The following is a 23,395-nucleotide window of genomic DNA, read 5'->3' as shown; positions in this document are numbered from 1 at the left end:
GCCCTATACCCTCTCAGGTACAGAGCCAGCAATTATAGCTTGGTTAGCGAATTAACGCTTTTCCAGGCCTGCTGGTGGCCAGTTCTCGAGCTTCATGCCCAGAGTCAGACCGCGGGAAGCCAAGACTTCCTTGATTTCATTGAGCGACTTACGACCCAGGTTAGGAGTCTTGAGCAGCTCGTTCTCGGTGCGCTGGATCAGGTCACCGATGTAGTAAATGTTTTCTGCCTTCAGGCAGTTTGCAGAGCGAACGGTCAGTTCCAGCTCGTCCACAGGGCGCAGCAGGATCGGATCGAACGTTTGTGCATTCGAGCGGCTACCGCCGGCTTGCAGGATGCCGCCTTCACCAAACTCGCCGTCCAGCTGAGCAAACACAGCCAGCTGTTCCACCAAGATCTTGGCGGATGCGCGCACTGCGTCTTCAGCGTTGATAGCGCCGTTGGTTTCGATTTCGACAACCAGCTTGTCCAGATCGGTACGCTGCTCCACGCGGGCAGATTCCACGGTGTAGCTCACGCGACGAACGGGAGAGAACGATGCGTCCAGCACAATACGGCCGATCGACTTGGTCGACTCGTCACCGTAGCGGCGCACGTTACCGGGCACATAGCCACGGCCCTGTTCCACCTTGATCTGCATATCCAGCTTGCCGCCTTGCGACAGGTTGGCGATCACGTGGTCAGGATTGATGATCTCAACGTCGTGGGGAGTCTGGATGTCGCGCGCGGTCACCACGCCTTCGCCATCCTTACGCAGACTCAGAGTCACTTCGTCGCGGTTGTGCAGCTTGAACACCACGCCCTTCAGGTTCAGGAGGATGTTGGTCACATCTTCTTGCACGCCATCGATGGACGAGTACTCGTGCAGCACGCCAGCAATCGTGACTTCCGTCGCTGCGTAACCCACCATGGACGACAGCAGAACGCGGCGCAGTGCGTTGCCCAGCGTATGGCCATAGCCACGCTCAAAAGGCTCCAGCGTCACCTTGGCACGGTTGTGGCCAAGCTGCTCAACATTAATCGTCTTGGGTTTCAGCAGATTTGTTTGCATGCAGAACTTCCTCTCAATACCCCCGGCTCGTTACACCGGTAAGGCTGGTGAAGCACCTAAACCGCGATGCCTCGCGGTTTAGGAACGGGATTGGTTAATTGCTTAACCGAGACAACGATTAACGCGAGTACAACTCAACGATCAGAGATTCGTTGATGTCAGCTGCGAATTGATCGCGGTCAGGCACTTGCTTGAAAGTACCTTCAGCCTTGTCCAGGCTCACTTCCACCCAAGCGGGGAAGCCAACTTGTTGAGCCAGTTGCAGGGCTTCAACAATACGGGCTTGCTTCTTGGACTTTTCACGAACAGCGACCACGTCACCAGCCTTAACCAGGAAGGAAGGGATGTTCACGGATTGGCCATTCACAGTGATGGCCTTGTGGGACACCAGCTGACGTGCTTCAGCGCGTGTGGAGCCGAAGCCCATACGGTAGACCACGTTGTCCAGACGAGTTTCCAGCAGGCCCAGCAGGTTCGCACCAGTGTTGCCCTTCTTCTGGTCAGCAGCTTCGAAGTAACGGCGGAATTGCTTTTCCAGCACGCCGTACATGCGCTTGACCTTCTGCTTTTCACGCAGTTGCAGACCGTAGTCAGACGTACGCTGACCCGATGTGCGACCGTGTTGGCCGGGCTTTGTGTCGAACTTGGACTTGTCCGCGATGGAGCGACGAGCGCTCTTCAGGAACAGGTCGGTGCCTTCACGGCGGGAGAGTTTGGCCTTGGGGCCGATATAACGTGCCACTTGAGTTTCCTTTGTTCATCTACCGTGCTTACACACGGGAGCCACCCGGGGTGTCAAAAACAACCCGGGTGGCGGTGGGCTTACAAAAATTAGATACGACGACGCTTTTGAGGGCGGCAGCCGTTATGGGGAACCGGTGTCACGTCCGCAATGGAAGTGATGCGGATACCCAGAGCACCCAGGGCGCGAACCGAGGATTCACGGCCAGGACCGGGACCCTTGATTTCGACGTCCAGGTTCTTGATGCCCTGTTCGATAGCAGCACGACCGGCCACTTCCGAAGCAACCTGAGCTGCAAAAGGAGTCGACTTGCGCGAACCCTTGAAGCCCTGGCCACCCGACGAAGCCCACGACAGAGCGTTGCCTTGACGGTCGGTGATGGTGATGATCGTGTTGTTAAACGAAGCGTGCACGTGTGCAATGCCGTCAGAAATGTTCTTGCGAACCTTCTTACGTACACGTGCTGCAGCGTTGTTTTGTGCCTTAGCCATAGTGATCTCTCAATCCCTTATTTCTTCAGTGCCGCTGCGCCTTTGCGCGGACCCTTGCGAGTACGGGCATTGGTGCGTGTACGTTGACCGCGCATAGGCAGACCACGACGGTGACGGAAACCGCGATAGCAACCGATGTCCATCAAACGCTTGATGTTCATGGTGGTTTCGCGACGCAGATCACCTTCCAGAGTCATGCCATTCAACTGGTCACGGATCTTTTCCAGATCAGCGTCAGTCAGGTCCTTGACCTTCTTGGAGTACTCGATACCGCAAGCTTCGCAGATCTTGCGAGCAGTCGTACGACCGATACCGAAAATGGCGGTCAGGCCGATTTCAGCATGCTTGTGGGGCGGGATGTTAATACCAGCAATACGTGCCATATTAGTCCTCTAATACTTTCAATCAGCCCTGGCGCTGCTTATGGCGCTGGTCTGTGCAGATCACGCGTACCACACCCTTGCGGCGGATGATCTTGCAGTTGCGGCAGATTTTCTTGACCGAAGCCGAAACTCTCATTTCATTCTCCTAAAACTTTGCATCCGTTCCACTCTCTTGACCTGGACACTGCCTGTGACCGTAAGAGAGTGCAGAGCACTCAAACTTGCCTGTTGTTGGATTCCTTCCAGGGATTCCCGGAAGGAACGGCCTTCATATCTCAGTGACCTGATGCCTTGAAGTTGGCCTTCTTGAGAAGGGATTCGTACTGCTGCGACATCATGTAATTCTGTACCTGCGCCATGAAGTCCATCGTCACCACCACAATAATCAGGAGGGACGTACCACCGAAGTAGAACGGAACGTTGTACTTCAGGATCAAGAACTCAGGCAGCAAACATACAAATGTAATGTAGATGGCGCCAGCCAGTGTCAAACGCACCAAAATCTTGTCAATGTAGCGGGCAGTCTGGTCACCGGGACGAATACCGGGGATGAAAGCACCACTCTTCTTCAGATTATCAGCGGTCTCGCGACTATTGAACACGAGTGCTGTGTAGAAGAAACAGAAGAAAATGATTGCGGCGGCGTAGAGCATCACATAAATCGGCTGACCGGGGGTCAACGTCGATGCAATGTCCTTCAGCCAACGCATGGATTCTCCTGCACTGAACCAATTCACCACGGTTGCGGGCAGCAAGATGATCGAAGAAGCGAAGATGGGAGGAATCACACCTGCCATATTCAACTTCAGTGGCAAGTGCGAAGACTGACCACCATACACCTTGTTGCCGACTTGGCGGCGTGCGTAATTCACCAGGATCTTTCGCTGGCCACGTTCGACAAACACGACGAAATACGTCACGGCTGCCACAACGAGGACAATGAAGATCGCGGCCAGGATGCTCATGGCACCGGTACGAACCAGCTCCAGCAATCCACCGATCGAGCTGGGCAAGCCTGCGGCAATACCAGCAAAGATCAAAATGGAGATGCCGTTACCCAGACCACGTTCAGTGATCTGCTCGCCGAGCCACATCAGGAACATAGTGCCAGCTGTCAGGCTGACCACCGCAGTCATGCGGAAGCCAAAGCCTGGATCCAACACCAGACCAGGAGAGCTTTCCAAAGCCACGGCAATACCCAACGACTGGAAAAGTGCCAAGGCCAAAGTGCCGTAGCGGGTGTATTGGGTAATCTTGCGACGCCCCGCCTCACCTTCCTTCTTCAGCTGCTCAAATGTAGGGACGACATACGTCATCAGCTGCATGATGATCGATGCCGAGATGTACGGCATGATCCCCAGTGCGAACACTGTGAAGCGCGAAAGCGCTCCACCCGAGAACATATTGAACAGGTTGAGAATGCCCTGCTGGCCATTGAACAGCTGCTGCAGCTGCGCTGGGTCGATGCCCGGCACGGGGATATGCGCCCCGATACGGTATACGACCAGCGCAAGCAACAGAAAAACCAGTCGGCGACGCAAGTCACCAAACTTGCCGGTTTTTGCAATTTGAGCTGCGCTAGTAGCCACGGATGTCTCTTTCAGAACTTAATCAGGCGATGCTGCCACCGGCAGCTTCGATGGCAGCCTTGGCGCCAGCTGTGGCACCAACGCCATTCAGCTTGACAGCCTTGGTCAACTCACCGCTCTTGATAACCTTCACCACCAGGGCGTTGGAGGCTACCAGACCTGCTTGCTTCAGTGCAGCGACGTCCACTTCAGCCAGACCCAGCTGCTCCAGAGCAGCCAAAGTCACTTCAGCGTTGAACTTCAAAGTCATGGACTTGAAGCCACGCTTAGGCAAGCGACGTTGCAGAGGCATTTGACCGCCTTCGAAGCCTACCTTGTGGTAGCCACCCGAACGCGACTTCTGACCCTTGTGACCACGACCGGCAGTCTTACCCAGACCGGAACCGATACCGCGACCCACGCGACGTGCTGCGTGCTTGGAGCCTTCTGCGGGCTTGATGCTATTGAGTTCCATCATCAATCCTTTCACAGAACCTTCACCAAGTAGGCGATTTTGTTGATCATGCCGCGCACTTCAGGAGTGTCCTGCAGTTCGCTGACGCTGTTCAGCTTACGCAGACCCAGGCCACGCACAGTCGCACGGTGCGACTCTTTGGTGCCAATGGGGCTACGAACCAGCTGAATCTTGACAGTTTGTTGTGTTGTCATGTGCTGGACTCCGATCAGGCGGTGAAGATGTCTTCAACCGACTTGCCACGCTTTGCAGCCACTTCCGAAGGGGTTGTGGAGTTCTTCAAAGCGTCGAGTGTGGCGCGAACCATGTTGTAAGGATTCGAAGAACCGTGGCTCTTGGCCACGATGTCGGTCACGCCGACCACTTCGAACACAGCGCGCATTGGGCCGCCGGCGATGATACCGGTACCCTTAGGAGCTGGGTGCAGTTCCACGCGTGCAGCACCATGATGACCCACCACAGAGTGGTGGATGGAACCGCTCTTCAGCGATACCTTGATCATGTTGCGGCGGGACTCTTCCATGCCCTTTTGCACAGCTGCAGGCACTTCTTTCGACTTGCCCTTGCCCATGCCAATGCGGCCGTCACCGTCGCCAACCACGGTCAGTGCAGCGAAGCCGAGGATACGACCGCCCTTCACAACCTTGGTGACGCGGTTCACCGCAATCATTTTTTCGCGCAGACCGTCGTCACGACCTTCGTCTTGCACTTTGGGGGAAAACTTTGCCATTTTTGTCCGCTCCGCTTAGAACTGCAGGCCCGCTTCGCGAGCGGCCTCTGCCAAAGCCTTCACGCGGCCGTGGTATGCGAAACCAGCGCGATCGAAAGCCACTTTCTCAACGCCGGCAGCCTTAGCACGCTCGGCAATCAGCTTGCCGATTTGTGTGGCGGCAGCCACGTTGCCACCCTTGCCAGCGGCGCCCAGTTGTGCGCGCACAGTGGCTTCGGCAGTTGAAGCTGTGGCCAACACCTTGGTGCCATCTTCGGAGAAGACGCTGGCGTAGATGTGGAGGTTCGTGCGGTTCACGCTCAAACGTGCCACGCCTTGCTGTGCAATGCGGATACGTGTTTGGCGTGCACGACGCAGACGCTGCTCTTTCTTGGTCAACATATTGCAGCTCCTTACTTCTTCTTGGTCTCTTTGATCACGACCTTCTCATCCACATAGCGGATGCCCTTGCCCTTGTAAGGCTCAGGGGGACGAACGGCGCGGATCTCAGCAGCCAGCTGACCCACCACTTGGCGGTCAGCACCCTTGATCACGATTTCGGTCGGAGTAGGGGTAGCGATGGTGATGCCTTGGGGAGCTTCAAAGTGCACAGGGTGCGAGAAGCCCACGTTCAGGTTCAGCTTTGTGCCCTGTGCAGCGGCCTTGTAACCCACGCCAATCAGCGTCAGCTTCTTTTCAAAGCCTTCGGTCACGCCCTTCACCATGTTGTTGACCAGCTGGCGGAAAGTACCGGCCAGAGCGTCAGCATCACGGGAATCGTTCACAGGGGCAAACGACAGCTTGCCTTCGTTGTTGCTGATAACAACCAATGCGTTCAGCGCTTGGGTCAGTTCACCGCCCTTGCCCTTCACCTTGATGGAATCAGCATTGATCGACACATCCACGCCTGCGGGGATGGTCACATTTGCTTTTGCTACGCGAGACATTTCAGTATTTCTCCTTAATGTCCGTTAGGCCACATAGCACAGCACTTCGCCGCCGACACCGGTAGCACGTGCTTTGCGATCTGTCATCACACCCTTAGGAGTGGTAACAATGGCCACACCCAAGCCGTTTTGGACTTGAGGAATAGCGTCACGACCCTTGTACACGCGCAGGCCAGGACGGCTCACACGTTCGATACGCTCGATCACAGGGCGACCGGCGTAGTACTTCAGGGTAATAACGAGTTCAGACTTGCCGTCTTCGGTCTTGACTTCAAAACCGTCAACATAGCCCTCGTCCTTCAGCACTTGTGCGATGGCAACCTTCACCTTAGAGGAAGGAACCGACACGGTGGCTTTGGACACCATTTGGGCGTTGCGAATACGGGTCAGCAAGTCGGCGATAGGATCACTCATGCTCATCTTGTATCTCTCCTGCTTGCTTACCAGCTAGCCTTGGTCACACCGGGGATGTCACCAGCAAAGGCCAGTTCACGGATCTTTGCGCGACCCAGACCGAATTGACGGAATGTGCCACGTGGACGACCAGTGATTTCGCAACGATTACGTTGGCGAGTGGGGTTGGCGTTGCGAGGCAACTTCTGCAGACCCAGGCGGGCTGCGTCACGCTCTTCGTCGGAACGCTTAGCGTCACCGGCGATTGCCTTCAGTTCTGCGTACTTGGCAGCGTACTTAGCTGCCAGCTTTTCGCGCTTCAGTTCGCGCTCGATCAAAGCTTTCTTAGCCATGCGCTACCTCAGTTCTTGAAGGGGAATTTGAACGCTGCGAGCAGTGCCTTGCACTCGTCGTCGTTCTTCGCCGAGGTTGTGATGCTGATATTCAGACCACGCAGAGCATCCACTTTGTCGTATTCGATTTCAGGGAAGATGATCTGTTCTTTGACGCCAACGTTGTAGTTGCCGCGACCGTCGAACGAGCGACCCGAAATACCACGGAAGTCACGCACGCGGGGCAGAGCCACGGTCACGAAACGGTCCAGGAATTCGTACATTTGAACGCCGCGCAGGGTCACCATGCAGCCAATAGCTTGGCCTTCACGGATCTTGAAACCAGCGATAGCCTTCTTGGCCTTGGTCACCACGGGCTTTTGACCAGCAATCTTGGTCAGGTCAGCCACAGCGTTGTCCATCACCTTCTTGTCGGCCACAGCTTCGCTCACACCCATGTTCAGAGTGATCTTGGTCAGACGGGGCACTTCCATGTCGGAGGTGTAACCGAACTTAGCCTTCAGTTCGGCCGCGATCTTTTCGCGGTAGAGTTTTTGCAAACGTGCCATGTGTTACTCCTTAGGCGGCGATTTCAGCGCCATTGGACTTGAACACGCGAACACGTGTGCCATCGGCGTTCACCTTGATGCCCACGCGATCGGCCTTGCCAGTCGCTGCATTGAAGATAGCCACGTTGGACTGGTGGATAGGCATAGCCTTTTCCACGATGCCGCCGGTGGTGCCCTTCATGGGGTTTGGCTTGACGTGCTTCTTGACCAGGTTCACGCCATCGATCACCAGATGCGAGTCATCCTTGCGCGAAGCAACGACGCCTTGCTTACCCTTGTCACGGCCGGCCAGCACGATGACTTTGTCGCCCTTGCGAATCTTGTTCATGGTGCTTCCTTTAGAGAACTTCAGGTGCCAGGGACACGATCTTCATGAACTTTTCGGTACGCAGTTCACGTGTCACGGGGCCAAAAATACGAGTGCCGATAGGCTCCAGCTTGGCGTTCAGTAGAACGGCAGCGTTGCCATCGAACTTCACCAAAGAGCCGTCGCCACGGCGGATGCCCTTGGCTGTACGAACGACCACTGCACTGTAAACCTCGCCTTTTTTGACGCGGCCACGGGGAGCGGCTTCTTTGATGCTCACTTTGATGATGTCACCAACACTTGCGTAGCGACGATGAGAACCGCCCAGCACCTTAATGCACTGAACAGACTTCGCGCCCGTGTTATCGGCAACCTCTAAACGAGATTCTGTTTGGATCATTTCAATATTCCCAACTTGCTCCAGCAGACACGGACAGCCCCAGAGAACTTCTCAAGGGCCGAACGAAGCAGCCGGTCAGTCTTGGGCCCGTCGTCCACCTTCTGGACCATTCCAAAAGGCTTCCCGCTGGGCAGAAAGTTTCACGCTTTTACACGTGAAGCATAGGATTATCGCAAGAATTTCCTTGCGCGTCAACTGCTTAGCAGCCAAAAACCACCACATCCTCACGGGATGCAGCCAGGCCGCGGTCGCTTTGCAAAAACAATAGCGCCAAGCGCTTGCAAAACATTGATTTCAAGGCAATTTACCCTTGGAACCAATGAAAATCAAACGCTAGGCGCTTCTATTTTTGCTAGTGCCTGCCGCAACAGCAGGCATCGCTCACCCCGTCAAACCGGAGGCAGCAGGTATTGCTGAGCCAGCGCCAGGAAATCTGGCAGCTTCGCATCCACCCCTGGCAGCTCTTGTCCCAGGATTTCAGCCACGCGGGGCGCCACCATGGCCGCCAGGCGTGCGTCCAGGAACAGCAAGCGGCTGCGACGGGCCAGCACGTCTTCCACGGTGCGCGCGTACTCATAGCGCACGGCAAAACGTACCATGGCTTCACTCAGGCCCTCGGTCAGCATCTGATCAGCGCCGGGCAGGCTGTGCACGGCGGCAGCCTCTGTGCCGTAGATGTGCTCGCCTTGTGCGGCATTCATGCGATGCTTGACCTGCTCGGGCTTGGGCGCCCCCACCAGCGGCATCTTGACCGTCACCCCACCATCGCGGGCAGGCAGCAGCTGGGCATCAAAGCACTCTTTGAGTACATCTTCGGCCATGGCGCGGTAGGTGGTCCACTTGCCACCGGTCACGGTGACCAAGCCCGATTTGCTGGTCATGACCGTGTGTTCGCGGCTGATCTTCTTGGTGTTCTCGCCATCATCATCTTGCGGCTTGACCAGGGGACGCATGCCCACCCAGATGCTGCGCACATCCGCACGGGTGGGACGGCGGCACAGGTAGTTGCCCGCTTCCTTGAGGATGAAGGCGATTTCTTGCTCGAACGCCAAGGGCTCGCGCGCCAGGACGTGGCGCGGGGTGTCGGTCGTCCCCAGAATGACCTTGCCCAGCCATGGCACGGCAAACAGCACGCGGCCATCCGCCGTCTTGGGCACCAGCAGGGCATGGTCGGTTGGCAGAAACTCGCGGTCCACCACCACGTGCACCCCTTGGCTGGGCGCCACCATGGGCTTGACGGGCTTGCCCAGCAGCTCGGCATCTTGCTGGCGCAGCAGGTCCACCCAGGGGCCGGTGGCATTCACCACGCATTTGGCATGCACTTCGTAGCGGGTGCCTGTTTCGGCATCTTCACAGACCACGCCAGACACTTTGCCATCGGTGTGCAACAGTTCCTTGGCCGGACAGTAGTTGACCAGCAAGGCGCCCTTGGCGGCAGCGGTACGGGCCAGCACCAGGGCCAGACGCGCATCATCAAATTGGCCATCCCAGTACTTCACGCCACCTTTGAGATGGTCCGTGCGCACCGTGGGCAGCAGGCGCAAGGTCTTGTCCTTGCTCAGAAATTCGGTACGCCCCAGGCCATCTTTACCGGCCAGCGCGTCGTACATCTTCAAGCCAGCGCCATAAAAAGGCGTGTCCAGCAGCTTGTAGGACGGCATCACGAACGCCAGCGGCTGGGCCAAGTGGGGGGCATTGTTGAGCAGCGTGGTCCGCTCGTGCAGCGCTTCGCGCACCAGGGAGACGTTGCCCTGCGCCAGATAACGCACACCGCCATGCACCAGCTTGGTCGCGCGCGATGAGGTGCCTTTGGCGAAGTCGTGCGACTCCAGCAGGCACACCTTGAAACCACGCGCCGCCGCATCCACTGCCGTGCCCAAGCCAGTTGCGCCACCACCGATAATCAGCAGGTCGTAGGTTTCGGGCTGCGCCAGACGGGCCAGCAGCTCCGCACGATCGGTAGTCAGAGGAGAAGAAAGGTTGTTCATGGGCAAAGCCTTGTGCACGCGCCGCCTCGGCTCGCATTCCCCTTGAACAACGAGCGATCTGGCACAGATAGCCAATCTATATTTTCGCTCTTTTTCGTTTTTAATGCGCGGTTAAGTTGATTTAAGCGCGAAATTGATCGCTGCAGCGTCTCTTGCCACCCACGCACTGTGCGATATACGGCCCCAACAGCCCATCCCCTGCCTCAGGGATGGACTGTCCAAGGTCGATGGTCAGCGCACCTTGCCGTTCTTCCAGGCGCTCAGCAGGCTGTCATAGGCAATGGTTTCACCCTTGGGCTTTTCATTGGCCAGCTTCTTCCAGGGGGCTTGGCTGTCGCTGAGCCACTTGTTGGGATCCCCCTTGGGATTGAGCTTGGGCGCACAGTGCGCCATGCCCGCACGTTGCAAACGTGCCATCACCTGATCCATCTCTTCTGCCAAGGTGTCCATGGCTGCCTGCGGGGTCTTCTCTCCCGTAGCCGCCTGCGCCACGTTCTTCCACCACAGCTGCGCCAGCTTGGGGTAGTCCGGCACATTGTTGCCCGTCGGGGTCCAGGCCACACGCGCGGGGCTGCGGTAGAACTCGACCAAACCGCCCAGCTTGGGCGCCATATCGGTCATGGCTTTGGACTGGATGTCCGATTCGCGGATGGGCGTCAGGCCCACGATGGTCTTTTTCAAGCTGGCCGTCTTCGCTGTCACAAACTGCGCATACAGCCAGGCTGCCGCCAGGCGGTCGGGGTTGTGGTCTTTAAAGAAGGTCCAGCTGCCCACATCCTGGTAGCCGTTTTGCATGCCCTGCTTCCAATACGGGCCATTGGGGCCTGGGGCCATGCGCCACTTGGGCGAGCCGTCGGCATTCACCACGGGAAGACCCGGCTTGGTCATATCGGCTGTAAAGCCGGTGTACCAGAAGATCTGCTGCGCAATATGCCCCTGCGCAGGTACGGGACCCGATTCGCCAAAGGTCATGCCCATGGCTTCTTTGGGCGCGTACTTCTTCATCCAGTCCACATACTTGGTCAGCGCAAATACCGCGGCCGGCGAGTTGGTGGCACCGCCGCGCGAGACCGAGGCCCCCACCGGGGTGCATTTGTCATCGGCCACACGAATGCCCCATTCGTCCACCGGCATGCCGTTGGGAATGCCCTTGTCGGCTGCTCCGGCCATGGACAGCCAGGCATCGGTGAAGCGCCAGCCCAGCGACGGATCTTTCTTGCCGTAATCCATGTGCCCATAAATCGGCTTGCCATCGATGTTCTTCACATCGTTGGTGAAGAACTCCGCAATGTCTTCATAGGCGCTCCAGTTCAGTGGCACACCCAGGTCATAGCCATATTTGGCCTTGAACTTTTGCTTCAGGTCTGCGCGCTCGAACAGATCGGCGCGGAACCAGTACAGATTGGCAAACTGCTGGTCGGGCAGCTGGTAGACCTTGCCATCGGGTGCCGTGGTGAAGCTGATGCCGATGAAATCCTTCAGATCCAGCCCCGGATTCGTCCATTCCTTGCCCGCACCGCCCATGTAGTCGCTCAGATTCAAAATCTTGCCGTAGCGGTAGTGCGTGCCAATCAAATCAGAGTCTGAAATCCAGCCGTCATAAATACTCTTACCCGACTGCATGGAGGTCTGCAGCTTCTCCACCACATCGCCCTCCTGGATCAGGTCATGCGTCACCTTGATGCCAGTGATTTCCGAGAACGCCTTGGCCAGGGTTTTGCTCTCGTACTCATGGGTGGTGATGGTCTCTGAGACCACCGAAATATCTTTCACCCCTTTGGCCTGCAGTTTTTTGGCCGCCTCGATGAACCATTTCATCTCGGCCATTTGCTGGTCTTTGTTCAAGGTACTGGGCTGAAACTCTGCATCAATCCACTTTTTGGCTTCTGCTTCACCCGCCCATGCGGCGTGACCAGCAACCAGCGCCGCTGCGGCAATGGCGATGGCCCGAACTTGCACTTTCATAGCTGTCTCCTGGTTTGATTTTGCTTTGACCCCGCTGACATATCGCCCGGCCGACAGGGGAAGATCAGGCCAAGCCACACACTCGCACCCCGGCGCCCAGCCCCGTGCAGGCGCCCGCATTCCGTCTTAACCCTTGCGCATGACCAGCGCCAGCAGCAACATGGACAGCACAAAGCTGATCCAGACCGAGGGCTCTTGCTCCAGGGCCAGCCACTGCACCAGCTTCTCGCCCATACCCACCCAGGCCAAATTCACATAGGCCGCCAAAAGCAGGCCCACAAACAGGCGGTCCCCCCGCGTGGTGGAGATTGGCAGCCAGCCTTTGCGCAACACCGAGGGGCTGCGTACCTCCCACACGGTCATGCCAATCAACATGACGGCGATACAGATGAAGAAGATCGCTACCGGTGTCGTCCAAGCCATCCAACTGAGCATCACATCTCTCCTGTCAAACGCGGCCCATCGCAAAGCCTTTGGCGATGTAGTGGCGAACGAACCAAATCACTACCATCCCGGGGACGATGGTCAACACCCCAGCCGCCGCCAGCGTGGCCCAGTCCATGCCCGAGGCACTGACCGTGCGCGTCATCGTGGCCACAATGGGTTTGGCATTCACACTGGTCAAGGTGCGCGCCAGCAGCAACTCCACCCAGCTGAACATGAAGCAAAAGAACGCTGCCACGCCCACCCCAGCCTTGATCAACGGCAGAAAAATGGTGAGAAAGAAGCGAGGAAAGCTATAGCCATCGATGTAGGCGGTTTCATCGATCTCGCGCGGAATTCCGCTCATGAAACCTTCCAGAATCCACACCGCCAAAGGCACGTTGAACAGCAGGTGCGCCAGCGCCACGGCGATGTGCGTATCCATCAATCCCACCGTGGTGTAGAGCTGAAAAAAAGGCAGCAAAAACACGGCGGGTGGCGTCATGCGATTGGTCAACAGCCAAAAGAACACATGCTTGTCACCCAGAAAACGGTAGCGCGAGAATGCATAGGCCGCAGGCAGCGCCACCGACAGCGAAATCACCACATTGATCGCCACATAAATCAGACTGTTGATGTAGCCGCTGTACCAGGAGGCATCCGAAAAAATGGTGTGGTAATTCGCCCAGGTGAAATGGGCAGGCCAGAGCGTGAAGCTGGAGAGAATTTCCTCATTGGTCTTGAAGCTCATGTTCACCATCCAGTAGATGGGTAACACCGCAAACAGCAGGTACAGACACAGAAAGATGCTGCGTTTTTTGAAGCGTTTTTCAGTCATGCGCCACCTCTGCGTCGCCCGTGCCCACGCGCTGCATCCAGTTGTAGAGGATGAAGCACAGCAGCAAGATGATGAGGAAATAAATCAGCGAGAACGCCGCCGCTGGCCCCAGGTCAAACTGGCCCACGGCTTTTTGCGTCAGGTACTGGCTCAAGAAGGTGGTGGCATTGCCAGGGCCACCGCCCGTCAGCACAAAGGGCTCGGTGTAGATCATGAAGCTGTCCATGAAGCGCAGCAGCACGGCAATCATCAGCACACCCCGCAACTTGGGCAGCTGGATGTAGCGAAACACCGCCCACTTGCTGGCACCATCAATGCGCGCGGCCTGGTAGTACGCATCGGGAATGGAGCGCAGGCCCGCAAAGCACAGCAGCGCCACCAGCGGCGTCCAGTGCCAGACATCCATGACCAGCACCGTCACCCACGCATCCACGGCATTGCCGGTGTAGCTGTAGTCCATCCCCAGGCCATTGAGCGCGGCGCCCAGCAACCCAATGTCCGAGCGCCCATAAATCTGCCAGATGGTGCCCACCACGTTCCAGGGAATCAGCAGCGACAAGGCAATCAGCACCAGCACTGCCGAAGATTTCCACCCCTTTTCGGGCATGGACAGTGCCAGCGCAATCCCCAGAGGAATCTCCACCAGCAGCACCGCCAGCGAGAAATTGATCTGCCGCCACAGCGCGGCATGCAGCTCTTCATCCCGCATCACCATGGCGAACCATTCCGTGCCCACAAACACACGCCGCTCGGGGCTGATGATGTCCTGCACCGAATAGTTCACCACCGTCATCAGCGGCAAGATGGCCGAGAACGCCACACACAGCATGACGGGCAGTATCAACAGCCACGCTTTCTGGTTCAAAGGCTTGTTGATGGTGCTCATGCCAGCAACTCCTCATTGCGATAAAAACAGGTGTGGGGCCCCAATAGCTGCAACCAAACGGCATCACCGGGGGCAGGGACCGCCTCACCCGCAGGCAAACGCACCTTCAGCGCGGTACCGTCCACTGCTGCGGTCAGCAAACTGTGTGTCCCCACATCCTGCACCCGCAGCACCTGGGCAGGCCAGGCTCCGGGAGCCTGGGCCGCTGCCAGCTGTACGTATTCCGGACGGATTCCCAGTTGCCAGCTGCCCGAATCCCCGCTTGGCGCGTGCGCCTGCAGCACAGGTGACGTCAGGGGCTGGCCTGCTGCATAAAACTGTCCGTCACGCTGCGCCAGTGGCACAAAGTTCATGCCCGGTGAACCGATGAAATGCCCCACAAACGCATGCTGGGGCCGCTCGAACAACGCCTCGGGCGTACCCACCTGCACCATCTTGCCGCGCGACATCACCACCACCTCGTCGGCAAACGTCAGCGCCTCCACCTGGTCGTGTGTAACGTAGATGAGCGTGAGCTTGAGCTCATGGTGAATTTGCTTGAGCTTGCGGCGCAGCTGCCATTTCAGGTGCGGGTCAATCACCGTCAGCGGCTCGTCAAACAGCACTGCTGCCACATCCGGGCGCACCAGCCCTCGCCCCAGTGAGATTTTTTGTTTGGCGTCTGCCGCCAGACCCGCTGCCCGCTGATCGAGCTGAGCACTCATCTCCAGCATCTCGGCGATCTCACCCACACGCTGGCGAATCTGCGCCTCAGGCACCTTGCGATTGCGCAGCGGAAATGCCAGGTTTTCAGCGACGGTCATGGTGTCGTAGATCACCGGAAACTGGAACACCTGCGCAATATTGCGCTGCTGCGGTGTGTCGTGCGTGACGGCCTTGCCGTCAAAGCAGACACTGCCTTGCGACGGCTGCACCAGGCCGGAGATGATGTTCAGCAGCGTGGTCTTGCCGCAGCCCGAAGGGCCCAGCAAGGCATACGCGCCACCATCGGCAAACTCCATCTGCATGGGCAGCAGGGCGTAGTCACTGTCTTGCTGCGGGTTGGGGCGGTAGGCATGTGCCAGATCCAGGGTGATACGTGCCATGGTTCAAGCTCCTTGCATGCCCAGCGGCATTTGCAGCAATGCACCACCTTGCCCAGCGGCGTTTTCAGGCGCAAAAACATAGCACGATGCGGGCGCCAGATATACGCTGATAGGCGCATTCAAATCCACCTTGTGCACCCCCGTGAGTTGCACCACCCAGTCACCCCAGGGCAGCTGCACATGCACAAAGGTGTCAGAGCCAGAAATCTCCGCCAGATGCACCCGCCCTTGCAGGGCCACACTGCCAGGTTGCGCCTGCAGCGACAAGGCACTGGCACGCACACCCAGCACCACCTCGGGGTGGTTGGCGCCTTGCAAAGGCGTGCGCAGTGTCAACATGCTCCCATCAGGCAGGCGCAGTTGCTGGCCATCGCCCTGCAGCTGCGTAGTCACCAGATTCATGGGTGGGTCGCTGAAGGCACGTGCGACGCGCAGTGACTGCGGCGCACGAAACACCTCGGAGGTTGGGCCGTACTGCAGCAGCTCCCCGCGCTCCAGCACGGCGGTATAGCCACCCAGCATCAAGGCCTCGGCAGGCTCGGTCGTGGCATAGACCACGGTCGAACGGCCCGCTTCAAACAGCTGCGTCAATTCATCGCGCAGCCCCTCGCGCAACTTGTAGTCCAGGTTGACCAGGGGCTCATCGAGCAGCATCAGGGGGGCATCTTTGGCCAGGGCGCGCGCCAGGGCCACACGCTGCTGTTGACCGCCTGACAGCTCGGCCGGCAGGCGATCAAGGAACATATCAATGTGCAAACGCTTGGCCAGCGCGCGCACCTTGCTATCAATCTCTTTTTCACCCCGCAGTCGCAGCGGCGAGGCGATGTTGTCCGCCACCGTCATCGAGGGGTAGTTGATGAACTGCTGGTAGACCATGGCCACATTGCGCTGGCGCACCGGCATGCCCGTCACGTCCTGGCCATCCACCACAATGCGCCCCTGTGTGGGGGTGTCCAACCCGGCCATCAGGCGCATCAAGCTGGTCTTGCCGGCCTGGGTGGCCCCCAGCAGCACCGTCACCACATTGCTTTGCAAGGAAAGATTGAGCGGGTACAGCCACGTTGCGGCCCCCACCTTCTGCACCACGTTTTCCAGCACCAGTTGCATGTACACCTCTTGCCAGCCGACGAAACGAAGTGCGCAAACACTCCCGCGATAAAACGCCAAAAATCCATCGATTTGTGATCATTTTTGTTCTTTCCGGGGCGCAAGGTATAGAAAAATACCCTGACAGCGATTCGTTTGAATTCGTTCTACATTCGTAAACACCCTAGGATGGCAGGCTTGACTGCCCCCCGTCCGCTTGTGCGGCGGGCTTCATTCACCACCGTCAAAGTCCAATCCGTGAACACAAATCCACGCCAACTGCAGCTTTTGGAAGAAGTGCGCCACAGGCAATCTGCCACCGTTGAACAACTGGCGGACATTCTGGAAGTCACGCTGCAAACCGTGCGCCGCGACATCCAGAAGCTGGCGGAAATGGGTCTGCTGGTGCGCTTTCACGGCGGGGTGCGCATGCCCAGCGCCACCGTGGAAAACATTGCCCACCCGCGCCGCCAGACCATGCATGCCGAGGGCAAGACACGCATTGCCCAAGCCATTGCCCAGGCCATTCCCAATGGCTGCTCGCTGATCCTGAACATTGGCACCACCACCGAAGCCGTGGCCAAGGCGCTGATGCACCACCAGGGCCTGCGCGTGATCACCAACAACCTGAACGTGGCCGCCATTTTGAGTGGCAATGCCGACTGCGAAGTCATCGTGGCCGGAGGCGTGGTGCGCACGCGCGACCGAGGCATTGTGGGTGAGGCGGCCATCGATTTTCTGCGCCAGTTCAAGGTGGATATTGCCGTCATCGGCATCTCTGCCATCGAGGCGGACGGCACCCTGCGCGACTACGATCTGCGCGAGGTGAAAGTGGCCCAAACCATCATCCAGCAGTCGCGCGAAGTGTGGCTGGCGGCCGACCACAGCAAATTCAGCCGCCAGGCCATGGTGGAGCTGGCCAGCCTGCACCAGGTCAACCGCCTGTTCACCGATGTGCACCCCCCCGAGACCTTCACCCACCTGCTGCAGGAGGCCGAGGTCCAATGCATCGTCGCCCAATGACGGCTGCACTGCACATCCGCCCAGCCCAGACCAGCGATGCACAGGCGCTGGCGGCCTTGCTGCACAGCATTGGCTGGTTTGCGGGGTTTGCCAGTGGCAGCCCGCAAGAACACGCCCGCCGGATTGCCCCCCTGCTCGCCCCCAGCGAGCGCCAGCGGCAGTGGGTGGCCTGCAATGCGCAAGGCGATCTGCTGGGCTGGTGCGCCGTGCACTGGCTGCCCGTGGCCGTCCTGCAAAGCTGGGAAGGCTATGTGAGCGAACTTTTCATAGCTGACAGCGCCCGTGGAATGGGCGTTGGAAGCCAATTACTTGACCAAGCCATTCAGGCTGCGCGCGCCCAAGGCTGCAGCCGCATCTGGCTGGTAAACAACCGCGACCGCGACTCCTACCAGCGCGGCTTTTACGCCCAACAAGGCTGGACAGAGCAGGCCCAGACCGCCCGCTTTGTGCTGGACCTGTGATGGGCGGATTTGCACACCCTGTTTTCCTATGACCACCTACCTGCTCGCCCTGGACCAAGGCACCTCCAGCTCCCGCTCCATTGTTTTTGATGCCCAAGGCCAGATCGTGGCCTCGGCCCAGCAAGAGCTGCCCCAGATCTACCCCCGCCCGGGCTGGGTGGAGCACGACCCGCGCGAGATCTGGCGCACGCAGCTGACCACCGCCAAAGAGGCCCTGGCCAAGGCCGGGCTGAAAGCCAGCGACATTCGCTCCGTGGGCATTACCAACCAGCGCGAAACCACCATCGTCTGGAACCGCAAGACCGGCGCCCCCATCCACCACGGCATCGTCTGGCAAGACCGCCGCGCTGAGCCCACCTGCCAGCAACTGCGCGAAGCCGGGCATAGCGACACCATCTTGCAAAAGACGGGCCTGCGCATTGACGCCTACTTCTCGGGCACCAAGCTGCAATGGCTGCTGGACAACGTGGCCGGCGCCCGCGCCGCTGCCGAGCGCGGCGAGCTGGCCTTTGGCACGGTCGACAGCTGGCTCATCTGGCAGCTGACCGGCGGCGTGCAAGGCCAAGCACGCCACGTCACCGATGTGAGCAACGCCAGCCGCACCATGCTGTTCAACGTGCACACCAACCAGTGGGATGCCGATCTGCTGGCCCTGCTGAACATTCCCGCCAGCCTGATGCCCGAAGTGCTGCCTTCGGCCGCCGACTTTGGCCGCACGGCCGACGACGTGCTGGGCGGCAGCATCCACATCGGCGGTGTGGCGGGCGACCAGCAAAGCGCGCTGTTCGGCCAGGCCTGCTTCAAGGCCGGCATGGCCAAGAACACCTATGGCACGGGCTGCTTCATGCTGATGCACACCGGCAGCAAGTTCCAGACTTCGGCCAACGGCCTGCTGACCACCAGCGCCGCGCAGGCCAGCGCCACGCCGCAGTTTGCGCTGGAAGGCAGCGTGTTCATCGGCGGTGCCGTCGTGCAGTGGCTGCGCGATGGCTTGCAGGCCATTGAGCACAGTGGCCAGGTGCAGCAACTGGCCGAGAGCGTGCCCGACAGCGGCGGCGTCATGCTGGTGCCCGCCTTCACCGGCCTGGGCGCGCCCTATTGGGATTCGGAGGCACGCGGCTCCATCACCGGCCTGACACGCGGCACCACGCTGGCGCACATTGCCCGCGCCGCGCTGGAATCCATCGCCTACCAAAGCGCGGCCCTGCTGCTGGCCATGAGCCGCGATGCCGTGGCCAATGGCGGCGCTGCCGTGAGCGAGCTGCGCGTGGACGGCGGCGCCTGCGTGAACAACCTGCTGATGCAGTTCCAGGCAGACCTGCTGGGCATTCCGGTGGTGCGTCCGGCCTGTGTGGAAACCACAGCGCTGGGTGCGGCTTATCTGGCAGGTTTATCGTCAGGGGTGTACCAGAGCACCGACGAGCTGGCCCACCTGTGGAAGGCCGAACGCCGCTTTGTGCCCACCATGGACAAATGCCGCGCCGATGAGCTGATGGCCCGCTGGGAGCGCGCCGTGCGCCAGACCACGGCGCAGTAAGCCTCGCCGCCCTTAAAAAGAGAGCTGCTAGCGCGCACAAATACAGCATTTCAATGACGAAACCCATTGAAACCTTTGTTTGACGAGCGCAAGCAGCTCTTGTTTTTAGATAGATACCGTTTTCTTGGAACCCCTTGCTATGAGCCAGACACCTTCTACCCGCATCGCCTTCATCGGGGGCGGCAACATGGCCAGCGCCATCACCGGCGGCCTGATTGGCCGTGGTCTGCCCGTGTCGCAAATCACCGTGGTGGAGCCCTTTGAAGCCGCGCGCGCTGCGCTGCAGAGCAAATTCGGCATCACCGCCCTGCCCGCTGCCAGCGCCGCGCTGGCCGGTGCCGACCTGGTGGTCTGGGCCGTCAAGCCCCAGTCCTTCAAGGATGCCGCAGCCCCTGTCGCCATCCACACCGCCAACGCCCTGCACCTGAGCGTAGCCGCCGGCATCACCACCGACAGCATTGCCCAATGGCTGGGCACCGGCCGCATCGTGCGCGCCATGCCCAACACCCCCGCACTGGTGGGCAAGGGCATGACCGGTCTGTTTGCCCGCCCTGATGTGGACGCCGAAGGCCAGGCGCTGATCGAGCGCGTGATTGGCACCACCGGCCAATTTGTCTGGGTGGATGCCGAAGACAAGCTCGACGCCGTGACCGCCATGTCCGGCTCCGGCCCCGCCTATGTGTTCCTGTTCCTGGAAGCCATGACCCAGGCCGGTGTGGACATGGGCCTGACCGCCGACCAAAGCTACCAGCTGGCGATTGCTACCTTCCAAGGTGCTTCCGAGTTGGCCGCCCGCTCGGACGAGCCCGCCGCCACGCTTCGCGAGCGCGTCACCAGCAAGGGCGGCACCACCTACGCCGCCATCACGCACATGCAAGAGACGCAGTTGCCCCAGCACTTCATTGCTGCGCTGCGCAAAGCCGAAACCCGCGCCAAGGAACTGGCGGCAGAGTTTGGCCGTTAAATTGGCCTAAAAACAGCTTATAACACTCACTAAACAAGCGCCATCAGCTCATAAAAAAGGAGTGCCATGCACTCCTTTTTTTCGTCCCGTCTGCACAAAACAGCGACCTGCGCCTAAGCTCGCCACACCATGGAACGCATGGAAATGGCCCCCATCTGAAAGTCGGCGTTAAAGAACTGCGCGGCGTCATCGGCACCCACCGCGCCTGCGGCATACAGCAGGGGCAAATAATGGTCGTACGTGGGGTGCGCCATCTGCGCCACGGGGCCCAGCTGCTGGAAGTTCGCCAGCGCAGCCAGGTCCTGCTGCTGCACCTTATCGGCCACCATCTGGTCAAACTCAATGGCCCAGTCGTAAGCCTGCAGGGGGGATGCCGTGCGCTGTAAGGCGCGCAGGTTGTGCACCACGTTGCCGCTGCCCACAATCAGCACGCCGCGATCACGCAGCGCCCGCAGCTGCTGGCCCAGCGCAAAATGCTCGGCCGCCGGGCGGCTGTAGTCGATGCTCAGCTGCACCACGGGGATGGTGGCATCGGGAAACATGGGCTTGAGCACGCTCCACGTGCCGTGGTCCAGCCCCCAAGCATCCTCATCCACGCCCAGCGCCTGCTGGTTGTACGGGTTGTGCAGCTCGGCAGCCAGCTGCTTGGCAATGGCCGGCGCGCCCGGTGCAGGGTATTGCTGGGCAAAAAGCGCATCGGGGAAACCGCCAAAGTCATGGATGGTTTTAGGCTGCGCCATGCCCGTCAGCCACGCGCCCTGCCCCTGCGTGATCCAGTGCGCCGAGATGCACAGCACCAGCTGCGGGCGCTCGCCCGTCGCCAGCAGCTCTTGGCCCAGTTGCTGCCAGCTTTGCCGGTAGGCGTTGTCCTCGATCGCGTTCATGGGGCTGCCGTGCCCCACAAACAGCACCGGCATGCGCGCAGAGGGCCGCAGTGCGGTGATACCCGCTTGCGCCACGGCAGCGTCCAAGTTTTGGCTCATCGTCATGCTGACTCCTGTTGCGGCCAGGGCCGCTGCACCTGCGGCAGCGCCCAGCCAATGTCTGCGTTGCATCTTCCCACTTTCAGCATTTGCTCGGTTCGGGCATGAAAAAGGGGCCATCCGGCCCCTTGGTCATCGTTGGCAATGGGAGTGGCTGCACGCCCACAAGTTCCGCGAGGCTTGCTGGCAGCCCTGCCTGACACTTAGCGCAGCGCCAGGCCCAGAGCAATGCCTGCAAAAATCGTCATACCGATGTAATGGCTCTTGCTGAAGGCCACAAAACAGCCCGCACGGGCGCGGTCTTTGATCAAGGTGAAATGCCACAGCACCTGGCCGGCAGCAACTGCCATGCCCAGCCAGAAAGGCCAACCCAGGCCATAGGGCAGCACGGCGATGGTGGTCAGCACCAGGCACAGCGCAAAGAAAGCCATGATGCCCAGCACGTCAAAACGCCCCAAAGTGATAGCCGAGGTTTTCATGCCGATCTTCAGATCGTCATCGCGGTCCACCATGGCGTATTCGGTGTCATAGGCCAGCACTAGGAACATATTGGCCAGCCACAAAAGCCATGCCGTCCAGCCCACTTCCCCCGTCACCGCCGCAAAGGCAATGACGATGCCGAAGTTGAACGCAATGCCCAAAAAGGCCTGCGGCATGGCAAAAAAACGTTTGGTGAACGGATAGAGGATGGTGAACAACACAGCGGGCACCGACCAGGCCACGGCTTCCCAGCGTGTGGTGAGCACCAGCACAAAGGACACCAGCGTCAGCACCACGCCCACGAGGGCCGCTTCCTTGACGCTGATTTGCCCGCTGGTGATGGGGCGCTGTGTGGTGCGCTTGACGTGTTTGTCAAAGTCACGGTCTGCGATGTCATTGATGGTGCAGCCCGCGCTGCGCATCAGCACCGTGCCCGCCACAAACACCAGCAGCAAATGCCAGCCCGGAAAGCCATCGGCCGCCAGCCACAAGGCGGCCAGCGTAGGCCACACCAGCACCAGCCAGCCCGCCGGGCGGTTCCAGCGGATCAAATCCAGGTACAGCGAAAGCTTGGAACGGTGCGCCGCCTCAGCGGCGGGTGTGGGGGTTGAAGTCGTCATGGTCAAATTGTCGCGCCAAAAGCACAACGCCCGCAGAGCGCGGGCGTTGTGGGGGTTCTGCGGCGGGCACGTGGTCGTGCCACGCGCCTGCCCGCTAGGTGCCGCTTACTCTTACTCTTCCAGCAGCGAACGCAGCATCCAAGCATTTTGCTCATGCACGGTCAGGCGCTGGGTCAGCAAGTCGGCGGTAGGCTCGTCGCTGGCCTTGTCAGCCAGGGGGAACAGCTCACGGGCTGTGCGCGCCACCGCTTCATTGCCTTCCACCAGGATGCGGATCATTTCCGTAGCCTTGGGGGGGGTGGCGGGTACATCGGGCAGGCTGGTCAGCTTGCCGAACTGGCCATAGGAGCCAGGCGCGAAGTGGCCCAGCGAGCGGATACGCTCGGCCACAGGGTCTACGGCATTCCACAGTTCGGTGTACTGACCCATGAACATGGTGTGCAGCGTGTTGAACATGGGGCCTGTCACGTTCCAGTGGAAGTTGTGCGTGGTCAGGTACAGGGTGTAGGTGTCGGCCAGCAGACGCGACAGACCCGCTGCGATCAGCTCGCGGTCTTTGGTGCTGATACCAATCTTGATCGGCATGCCCACAGGTGCGGGTGCTGCTTTGACGGTGGTTTTCTTGGGTGCTTTGGTAGCCATGATGTTCCTCCTCAATCATGCAGAGCCGGTGCGGCAGCACAGTGCCTG

Annotated in this window: 30 protein-coding genes; 4 read left to right on the top strand and 26 right to left on the bottom strand. The window is 59.4% G+C overall.

Annotated elements, in window-relative coordinates:
- Positions 1 to 51: 51 nt before the first annotated feature.
- The 23 genes from AC27VO_RS00605 to AC27VO_RS00495 form a co-directional block, all read right to left on the bottom strand.
- Positions 52 to 1,050, bottom strand: a complete 999-nt coding sequence (locus AC27VO_RS00605; protein WP_488664769.1) for a DNA-directed RNA polymerase subunit alpha — start codon at positions 1,048 to 1,050, stop codon at positions 52 to 54.
- A gap of 118 nt (positions 1,051 to 1,168) precedes the next feature.
- Positions 1,169 to 1,792, bottom strand: coding sequence for a 30S ribosomal protein S4 (gene rpsD, locus AC27VO_RS00600; RefSeq protein WP_488664768.1), 624 nt, complete (start codon positions 1,790 to 1,792; stop codon positions 1,169 to 1,171).
- Between the two features lie 89 nt (positions 1,793 to 1,881).
- Entirely contained in the window at positions 1,882 to 2,283 is a 402-nt protein-coding gene (gene rpsK / locus AC27VO_RS00595) for a 30S ribosomal protein S11 (RefSeq protein WP_174862330.1), read from the bottom strand.
- A gap of 17 nt (positions 2,284 to 2,300) precedes the next feature.
- Positions 2,301 to 2,666 carry a 30S ribosomal protein S13 gene (gene rpsM, locus AC27VO_RS00590; protein ID WP_312569066.1) on the bottom strand — a complete coding sequence of 122 codons (366 nt, stop codon included), beginning with the start codon at positions 2,664 to 2,666 and terminating at the stop codon, positions 2,301 to 2,303.
- A 22-nt stretch (positions 2,667 to 2,688) separates the two neighbouring features.
- A complete protein-coding gene (gene rpmJ / locus AC27VO_RS00585; RefSeq protein ID WP_003050535.1) occupies positions 2,689 to 2,802 on the bottom strand; it encodes a 50S ribosomal protein L36 in 114 nt (37 codons plus the stop codon).
- A 139-nt stretch (positions 2,803 to 2,941) separates the two neighbouring features.
- Entirely contained in the window at positions 2,942 to 4,255 is a 1,314-nt protein-coding gene (gene secY / locus AC27VO_RS00580) for a preprotein translocase subunit SecY (RefSeq protein WP_488664767.1), read from the bottom strand.
- A gap of 22 nt (positions 4,256 to 4,277) precedes the next feature.
- Positions 4,278 to 4,709 (bottom strand): 50S ribosomal protein L15, encoded by a 432-nt coding sequence (gene rplO, locus AC27VO_RS00575; RefSeq protein ID WP_488664766.1) that lies wholly within the window; start codon positions 4,707 to 4,709, stop codon positions 4,278 to 4,280.
- Positions 4,710 to 4,720: 11 nt separating this feature from the next.
- Complete coding sequence (gene rpmD / locus AC27VO_RS00570) at positions 4,721 to 4,903, bottom strand: 50S ribosomal protein L30 (protein WP_003050517.1); 183 nt, start codon at positions 4,901 to 4,903, stop codon at positions 4,721 to 4,723.
- A gap of 14 nt (positions 4,904 to 4,917) precedes the next feature.
- Positions 4,918 to 5,439 carry a 30S ribosomal protein S5 gene (gene rpsE / locus AC27VO_RS00565; protein ID WP_488664765.1) on the bottom strand — a complete coding sequence of 174 codons (522 nt, stop codon included), beginning with the start codon at positions 5,437 to 5,439 and terminating at the stop codon, positions 4,918 to 4,920.
- 15 nt (positions 5,440 to 5,454) lie between these two features.
- The gene (rplR, locus tag AC27VO_RS00560; protein WP_191722413.1) at positions 5,455 to 5,820 is read right to left on the bottom strand and encodes a 50S ribosomal protein L18; all 366 of its coding nucleotides are present in this window, start codon (positions 5,818 to 5,820) and stop codon (positions 5,455 to 5,457) included.
- An 11-nt stretch (positions 5,821 to 5,831) separates the two neighbouring features.
- Positions 5,832 to 6,365 carry a 50S ribosomal protein L6 gene (rplF, locus tag AC27VO_RS00555; RefSeq protein WP_488664764.1) on the bottom strand — a complete coding sequence of 178 codons (534 nt, stop codon included), beginning with the start codon at positions 6,363 to 6,365 and terminating at the stop codon, positions 5,832 to 5,834.
- Positions 6,366 to 6,389: 24 nt separating this feature from the next.
- A complete protein-coding gene (rpsH, locus tag AC27VO_RS00550; RefSeq protein ID WP_191722411.1) occupies positions 6,390 to 6,785 on the bottom strand; it encodes a 30S ribosomal protein S8 in 396 nt (131 codons plus the stop codon).
- 20 nt (positions 6,786 to 6,805) lie between these two features.
- Positions 6,806 to 7,111 (bottom strand): 30S ribosomal protein S14, encoded by a 306-nt coding sequence (gene rpsN / locus AC27VO_RS00545; protein WP_042417459.1) that lies wholly within the window; start codon positions 7,109 to 7,111, stop codon positions 6,806 to 6,808.
- 8 nt (positions 7,112 to 7,119) lie between these two features.
- The gene (gene rplE, locus AC27VO_RS00540) at positions 7,120 to 7,659 is read right to left on the bottom strand and encodes a 50S ribosomal protein L5 (protein ID WP_488664763.1); all 540 of its coding nucleotides are present in this window, start codon (positions 7,657 to 7,659) and stop codon (positions 7,120 to 7,122) included.
- A gap of 10 nt (positions 7,660 to 7,669) precedes the next feature.
- Positions 7,670 to 7,987 carry a 50S ribosomal protein L24 gene (gene rplX, locus AC27VO_RS00535; RefSeq protein ID WP_488664762.1) on the bottom strand — a complete coding sequence of 106 codons (318 nt, stop codon included), beginning with the start codon at positions 7,985 to 7,987 and terminating at the stop codon, positions 7,670 to 7,672.
- A 10-nt stretch (positions 7,988 to 7,997) separates the two neighbouring features.
- Positions 7,998 to 8,366 carry a 50S ribosomal protein L14 gene (gene rplN, locus AC27VO_RS00530; RefSeq protein WP_042417471.1) on the bottom strand — a complete coding sequence of 123 codons (369 nt, stop codon included), beginning with the start codon at positions 8,364 to 8,366 and terminating at the stop codon, positions 7,998 to 8,000.
- Positions 8,367 to 8,755: 389 nt separating this feature from the next.
- On the bottom strand, positions 8,756 to 10,354 hold the full coding sequence (locus AC27VO_RS00525) for a glycerol-3-phosphate dehydrogenase/oxidase (protein ID WP_488664761.1): 1,599 nt from the start codon (positions 10,352 to 10,354) through the stop codon (positions 8,756 to 8,758).
- A 231-nt stretch (positions 10,355 to 10,585) separates the two neighbouring features.
- Positions 10,586 to 12,319 (bottom strand): ABC transporter substrate-binding protein, encoded by a 1,734-nt coding sequence (locus AC27VO_RS00520; RefSeq protein ID WP_488664760.1) that lies wholly within the window; start codon positions 12,317 to 12,319, stop codon positions 10,586 to 10,588.
- 126 nt (positions 12,320 to 12,445) lie between these two features.
- On the bottom strand, positions 12,446 to 12,754 hold the full coding sequence (locus AC27VO_RS00515; protein WP_488664759.1) for a DUF2160 domain-containing protein: 309 nt from the start codon (positions 12,752 to 12,754) through the stop codon (positions 12,446 to 12,448).
- Between the two features lie 13 nt (positions 12,755 to 12,767).
- Positions 12,768 to 13,580 (bottom strand): carbohydrate ABC transporter permease, encoded by an 813-nt coding sequence (locus AC27VO_RS00510; RefSeq protein WP_488664758.1) that lies wholly within the window; start codon positions 13,578 to 13,580, stop codon positions 12,768 to 12,770.
- Positions 13,573 to 14,466 carry a carbohydrate ABC transporter permease gene (locus tag AC27VO_RS00505; RefSeq protein ID WP_488664757.1) on the bottom strand — a complete coding sequence of 298 codons (894 nt, stop codon included), beginning with the start codon at positions 14,464 to 14,466 and terminating at the stop codon, positions 13,573 to 13,575. Before AC27VO_RS00505 ends, AC27VO_RS00510 begins: the two co-directional genes overlap by 8 nt.
- Positions 14,463 to 15,551, bottom strand: a complete 1,089-nt coding sequence (locus AC27VO_RS00500) for an ABC transporter ATP-binding protein (RefSeq protein WP_488664756.1) — start codon at positions 15,549 to 15,551, stop codon at positions 14,463 to 14,465. Before AC27VO_RS00500 ends, AC27VO_RS00505 begins: the two co-directional genes overlap by 4 nt.
- A 3-nt stretch (positions 15,552 to 15,554) precedes the next feature.
- Entirely contained in the window at positions 15,555 to 16,658 is a 1,104-nt protein-coding gene (locus AC27VO_RS00495; protein ID WP_488664755.1) for an ABC transporter ATP-binding protein, read from the bottom strand.
- Between the two features lie 237 nt (positions 16,659 to 16,895).
- On the opposite strand from AC27VO_RS00495, the gene AC27VO_RS00490 reads away from it, so the two are divergent.
- The 4 genes from AC27VO_RS00490 (at position 16,896) to proC (ending at position 20,622) form a co-directional block, all read left to right on the top strand.
- Positions 16,896 to 17,660 (top strand): DeoR/GlpR family DNA-binding transcription regulator, encoded by a 765-nt coding sequence (locus AC27VO_RS00490; RefSeq protein WP_488664754.1) that lies wholly within the window; start codon positions 16,896 to 16,898, stop codon positions 17,658 to 17,660.
- On the top strand, positions 17,642 to 18,121 hold the full coding sequence (locus AC27VO_RS00485; protein ID WP_488664753.1) for a GNAT family N-acetyltransferase: 480 nt from the start codon (positions 17,642 to 17,644) through the stop codon (positions 18,119 to 18,121). Before AC27VO_RS00490 ends, AC27VO_RS00485 begins: the two co-directional genes overlap by 19 nt.
- A gap of 28 nt (positions 18,122 to 18,149) precedes the next feature.
- Positions 18,150 to 19,658: a glycerol kinase GlpK gene (gene glpK / locus AC27VO_RS00480; protein ID WP_488664752.1), complete on the top strand. Its 1,509-nt coding sequence runs from the start codon at positions 18,150 to 18,152 to the stop codon at positions 19,656 to 19,658.
- Between the two features lie 139 nt (positions 19,659 to 19,797).
- Positions 19,798 to 20,622: a pyrroline-5-carboxylate reductase gene (gene proC / locus AC27VO_RS00475; protein WP_488664751.1), complete on the top strand. Its 825-nt coding sequence runs from the start codon at positions 19,798 to 19,800 to the stop codon at positions 20,620 to 20,622.
- A 113-nt stretch (positions 20,623 to 20,735) separates the two neighbouring features.
- Here proC and ygiD read toward each other — a convergent pair whose 3' ends face one another.
- The 3 genes from ygiD to AC27VO_RS00460 form a co-directional block, all read right to left on the bottom strand.
- On the bottom strand, positions 20,736 to 21,611 hold the full coding sequence (ygiD, locus tag AC27VO_RS00470; RefSeq protein WP_488664750.1) for a 4,5-DOPA-extradiol-dioxygenase: 876 nt from the start codon (positions 21,609 to 21,611) through the stop codon (positions 20,736 to 20,738).
- 197 nt (positions 21,612 to 21,808) lie between these two features.
- Complete coding sequence (gene ubiA, locus AC27VO_RS00465; protein WP_488664749.1) at positions 21,809 to 22,705, bottom strand: 4-hydroxybenzoate octaprenyltransferase; 897 nt, start codon at positions 22,703 to 22,705, stop codon at positions 21,809 to 21,811.
- Positions 22,706 to 22,816: 111 nt separating this feature from the next.
- Positions 22,817 to 23,290, bottom strand: coding sequence for a Dps family protein (locus tag AC27VO_RS00460; protein WP_488665505.1), 474 nt, complete (start codon positions 23,288 to 23,290; stop codon positions 22,817 to 22,819).
- Between the last annotated feature and the right edge of the window lie 105 nt (positions 23,291 to 23,395).

The sequence above is a fragment of the Comamonas sp. 14P8.1.4 genome (assembly GCF_057799285.1).
The sequence above is the reverse complement of the archived record's forward strand: the minus strand, read 5'-3'. Positions and strand labels throughout refer to the sequence as shown.

What these genes read in the sequence shown, in the direction of transcription:
- AC27VO_RS00605 (WP_488664769.1), bottom strand. Translation starts at nt 1,050, where the DNA reads ATGCAAACAAATCTGCTGAAACCCAAGACGATTAATGTTGAGCAGCTT.
- rpsK (WP_174862330.1), bottom strand. Translation starts at nt 2,283, where the DNA reads ATGGCTAAGGCACAAAACAACGCTGCAGCACGTGTACGTAAGAAGGTT.
- rpsM (WP_312569066.1), bottom strand. Translation starts at nt 2,666, where the DNA reads ATGGCACGTATTGCTGGTATTAACATCCCGCCCCACAAGCATGCTGAA.
- rpmJ (WP_003050535.1), bottom strand. Translation starts at nt 2,802, where the DNA reads ATGAGAGTTTCGGCTTCGGTCAAGAAAATCTGCCGCAACTGCAAGATC.
- rplO (WP_488664766.1), bottom strand. Translation starts at nt 4,709, where the DNA reads ATGGAACTCAATAGCATCAAGCCCGCAGAAGGCTCCAAGCACGCAGCA.
- rpmD (WP_003050517.1), bottom strand. Translation starts at nt 4,903, where the DNA reads ATGACAACACAACAAACTGTCAAGATTCAGCTGGTTCGTAGCCCCATT.
- rpsE (WP_488664765.1), bottom strand. Translation starts at nt 5,439, where the DNA reads ATGGCAAAGTTTTCCCCCAAAGTGCAAGACGAAGGTCGTGACGACGGT.
- rplR (WP_191722413.1), bottom strand. Translation starts at nt 5,820, where the DNA reads ATGTTGACCAAGAAAGAGCAGCGTCTGCGTCGTGCACGCCAAACACGT.
- rplF (WP_488664764.1), bottom strand. Translation starts at nt 6,365, where the DNA reads ATGTCTCGCGTAGCAAAAGCAAATGTGACCATCCCCGCAGGCGTGGAT.
- rpsH (WP_191722411.1), bottom strand. Translation starts at nt 6,785, where the DNA reads ATGAGCATGAGTGATCCTATCGCCGACTTGCTGACCCGTATTCGCAAC.
- rpsN (WP_042417459.1), bottom strand. Translation starts at nt 7,111, where the DNA reads ATGGCTAAGAAAGCTTTGATCGAGCGCGAACTGAAGCGCGAAAAGCTG.
- rplE (WP_488664763.1), bottom strand. Translation starts at nt 7,659, where the DNA reads ATGGCACGTTTGCAAAAACTCTACCGCGAAAAGATCGCGGCCGAACTG.
- rplX (WP_488664762.1), bottom strand. Translation starts at nt 7,987, where the DNA reads ATGAACAAGATTCGCAAGGGCGACAAAGTCATCGTGCTGGCCGGCCGT.
- rplN (WP_042417471.1), bottom strand. Translation starts at nt 8,366, where the DNA reads ATGATCCAAACAGAATCTCGTTTAGAGGTTGCCGATAACACGGGCGCG.
- AC27VO_RS00525 (WP_488664761.1), bottom strand. Translation starts at nt 10,354, where the DNA reads ATGAACAACCTTTCTTCTCCTCTGACTACCGATCGTGCGGAGCTGCTG.
- AC27VO_RS00520 (WP_488664760.1), bottom strand. Translation starts at nt 12,319, where the DNA reads ATGAAAGTGCAAGTTCGGGCCATCGCCATTGCCGCAGCGGCGCTGGTT.
- AC27VO_RS00515 (WP_488664759.1), bottom strand. Translation starts at nt 12,754, where the DNA reads ATGCTCAGTTGGATGGCTTGGACGACACCGGTAGCGATCTTCTTCATC.
- AC27VO_RS00510 (WP_488664758.1), bottom strand. Translation starts at nt 13,580, where the DNA reads ATGACTGAAAAACGCTTCAAAAAACGCAGCATCTTTCTGTGTCTGTAC.
- AC27VO_RS00505 (WP_488664757.1), bottom strand. Translation starts at nt 14,466, where the DNA reads ATGAGCACCATCAACAAGCCTTTGAACCAGAAAGCGTGGCTGTTGATA.
- AC27VO_RS00500 (WP_488664756.1), bottom strand. Translation starts at nt 15,551, where the DNA reads ATGGCACGTATCACCCTGGATCTGGCACATGCCTACCGCCCCAACCCG.
- AC27VO_RS00495 (WP_488664755.1), bottom strand. Translation starts at nt 16,658, where the DNA reads ATGCAACTGGTGCTGGAAAACGTGGTGCAGAAGGTGGGGGCCGCAACG.
- AC27VO_RS00485 (WP_488664753.1), top strand. Translation starts at nt 17,642, where the DNA reads ATGCATCGTCGCCCAATGACGGCTGCACTGCACATCCGCCCAGCCCAG.
- glpK (WP_488664752.1), top strand. Translation starts at nt 18,150, where the DNA reads ATGACCACCTACCTGCTCGCCCTGGACCAAGGCACCTCCAGCTCCCGC.
- proC (WP_488664751.1), top strand. Translation starts at nt 19,798, where the DNA reads ATGAGCCAGACACCTTCTACCCGCATCGCCTTCATCGGGGGCGGCAAC.
- ygiD (WP_488664750.1), bottom strand. Translation starts at nt 21,611, where the DNA reads ATGACGATGAGCCAAAACTTGGACGCTGCCGTGGCGCAAGCGGGTATC.
- ubiA (WP_488664749.1), bottom strand. Translation starts at nt 22,705, where the DNA reads ATGACGACTTCAACCCCCACACCCGCCGCTGAGGCGGCGCACCGTTCC.
- AC27VO_RS00460 (WP_488665505.1), bottom strand. Translation starts at nt 23,290, where the DNA reads ATGCCGATCAAGATTGGTATCAGCACCAAAGACCGCGAGCTGATCGCA.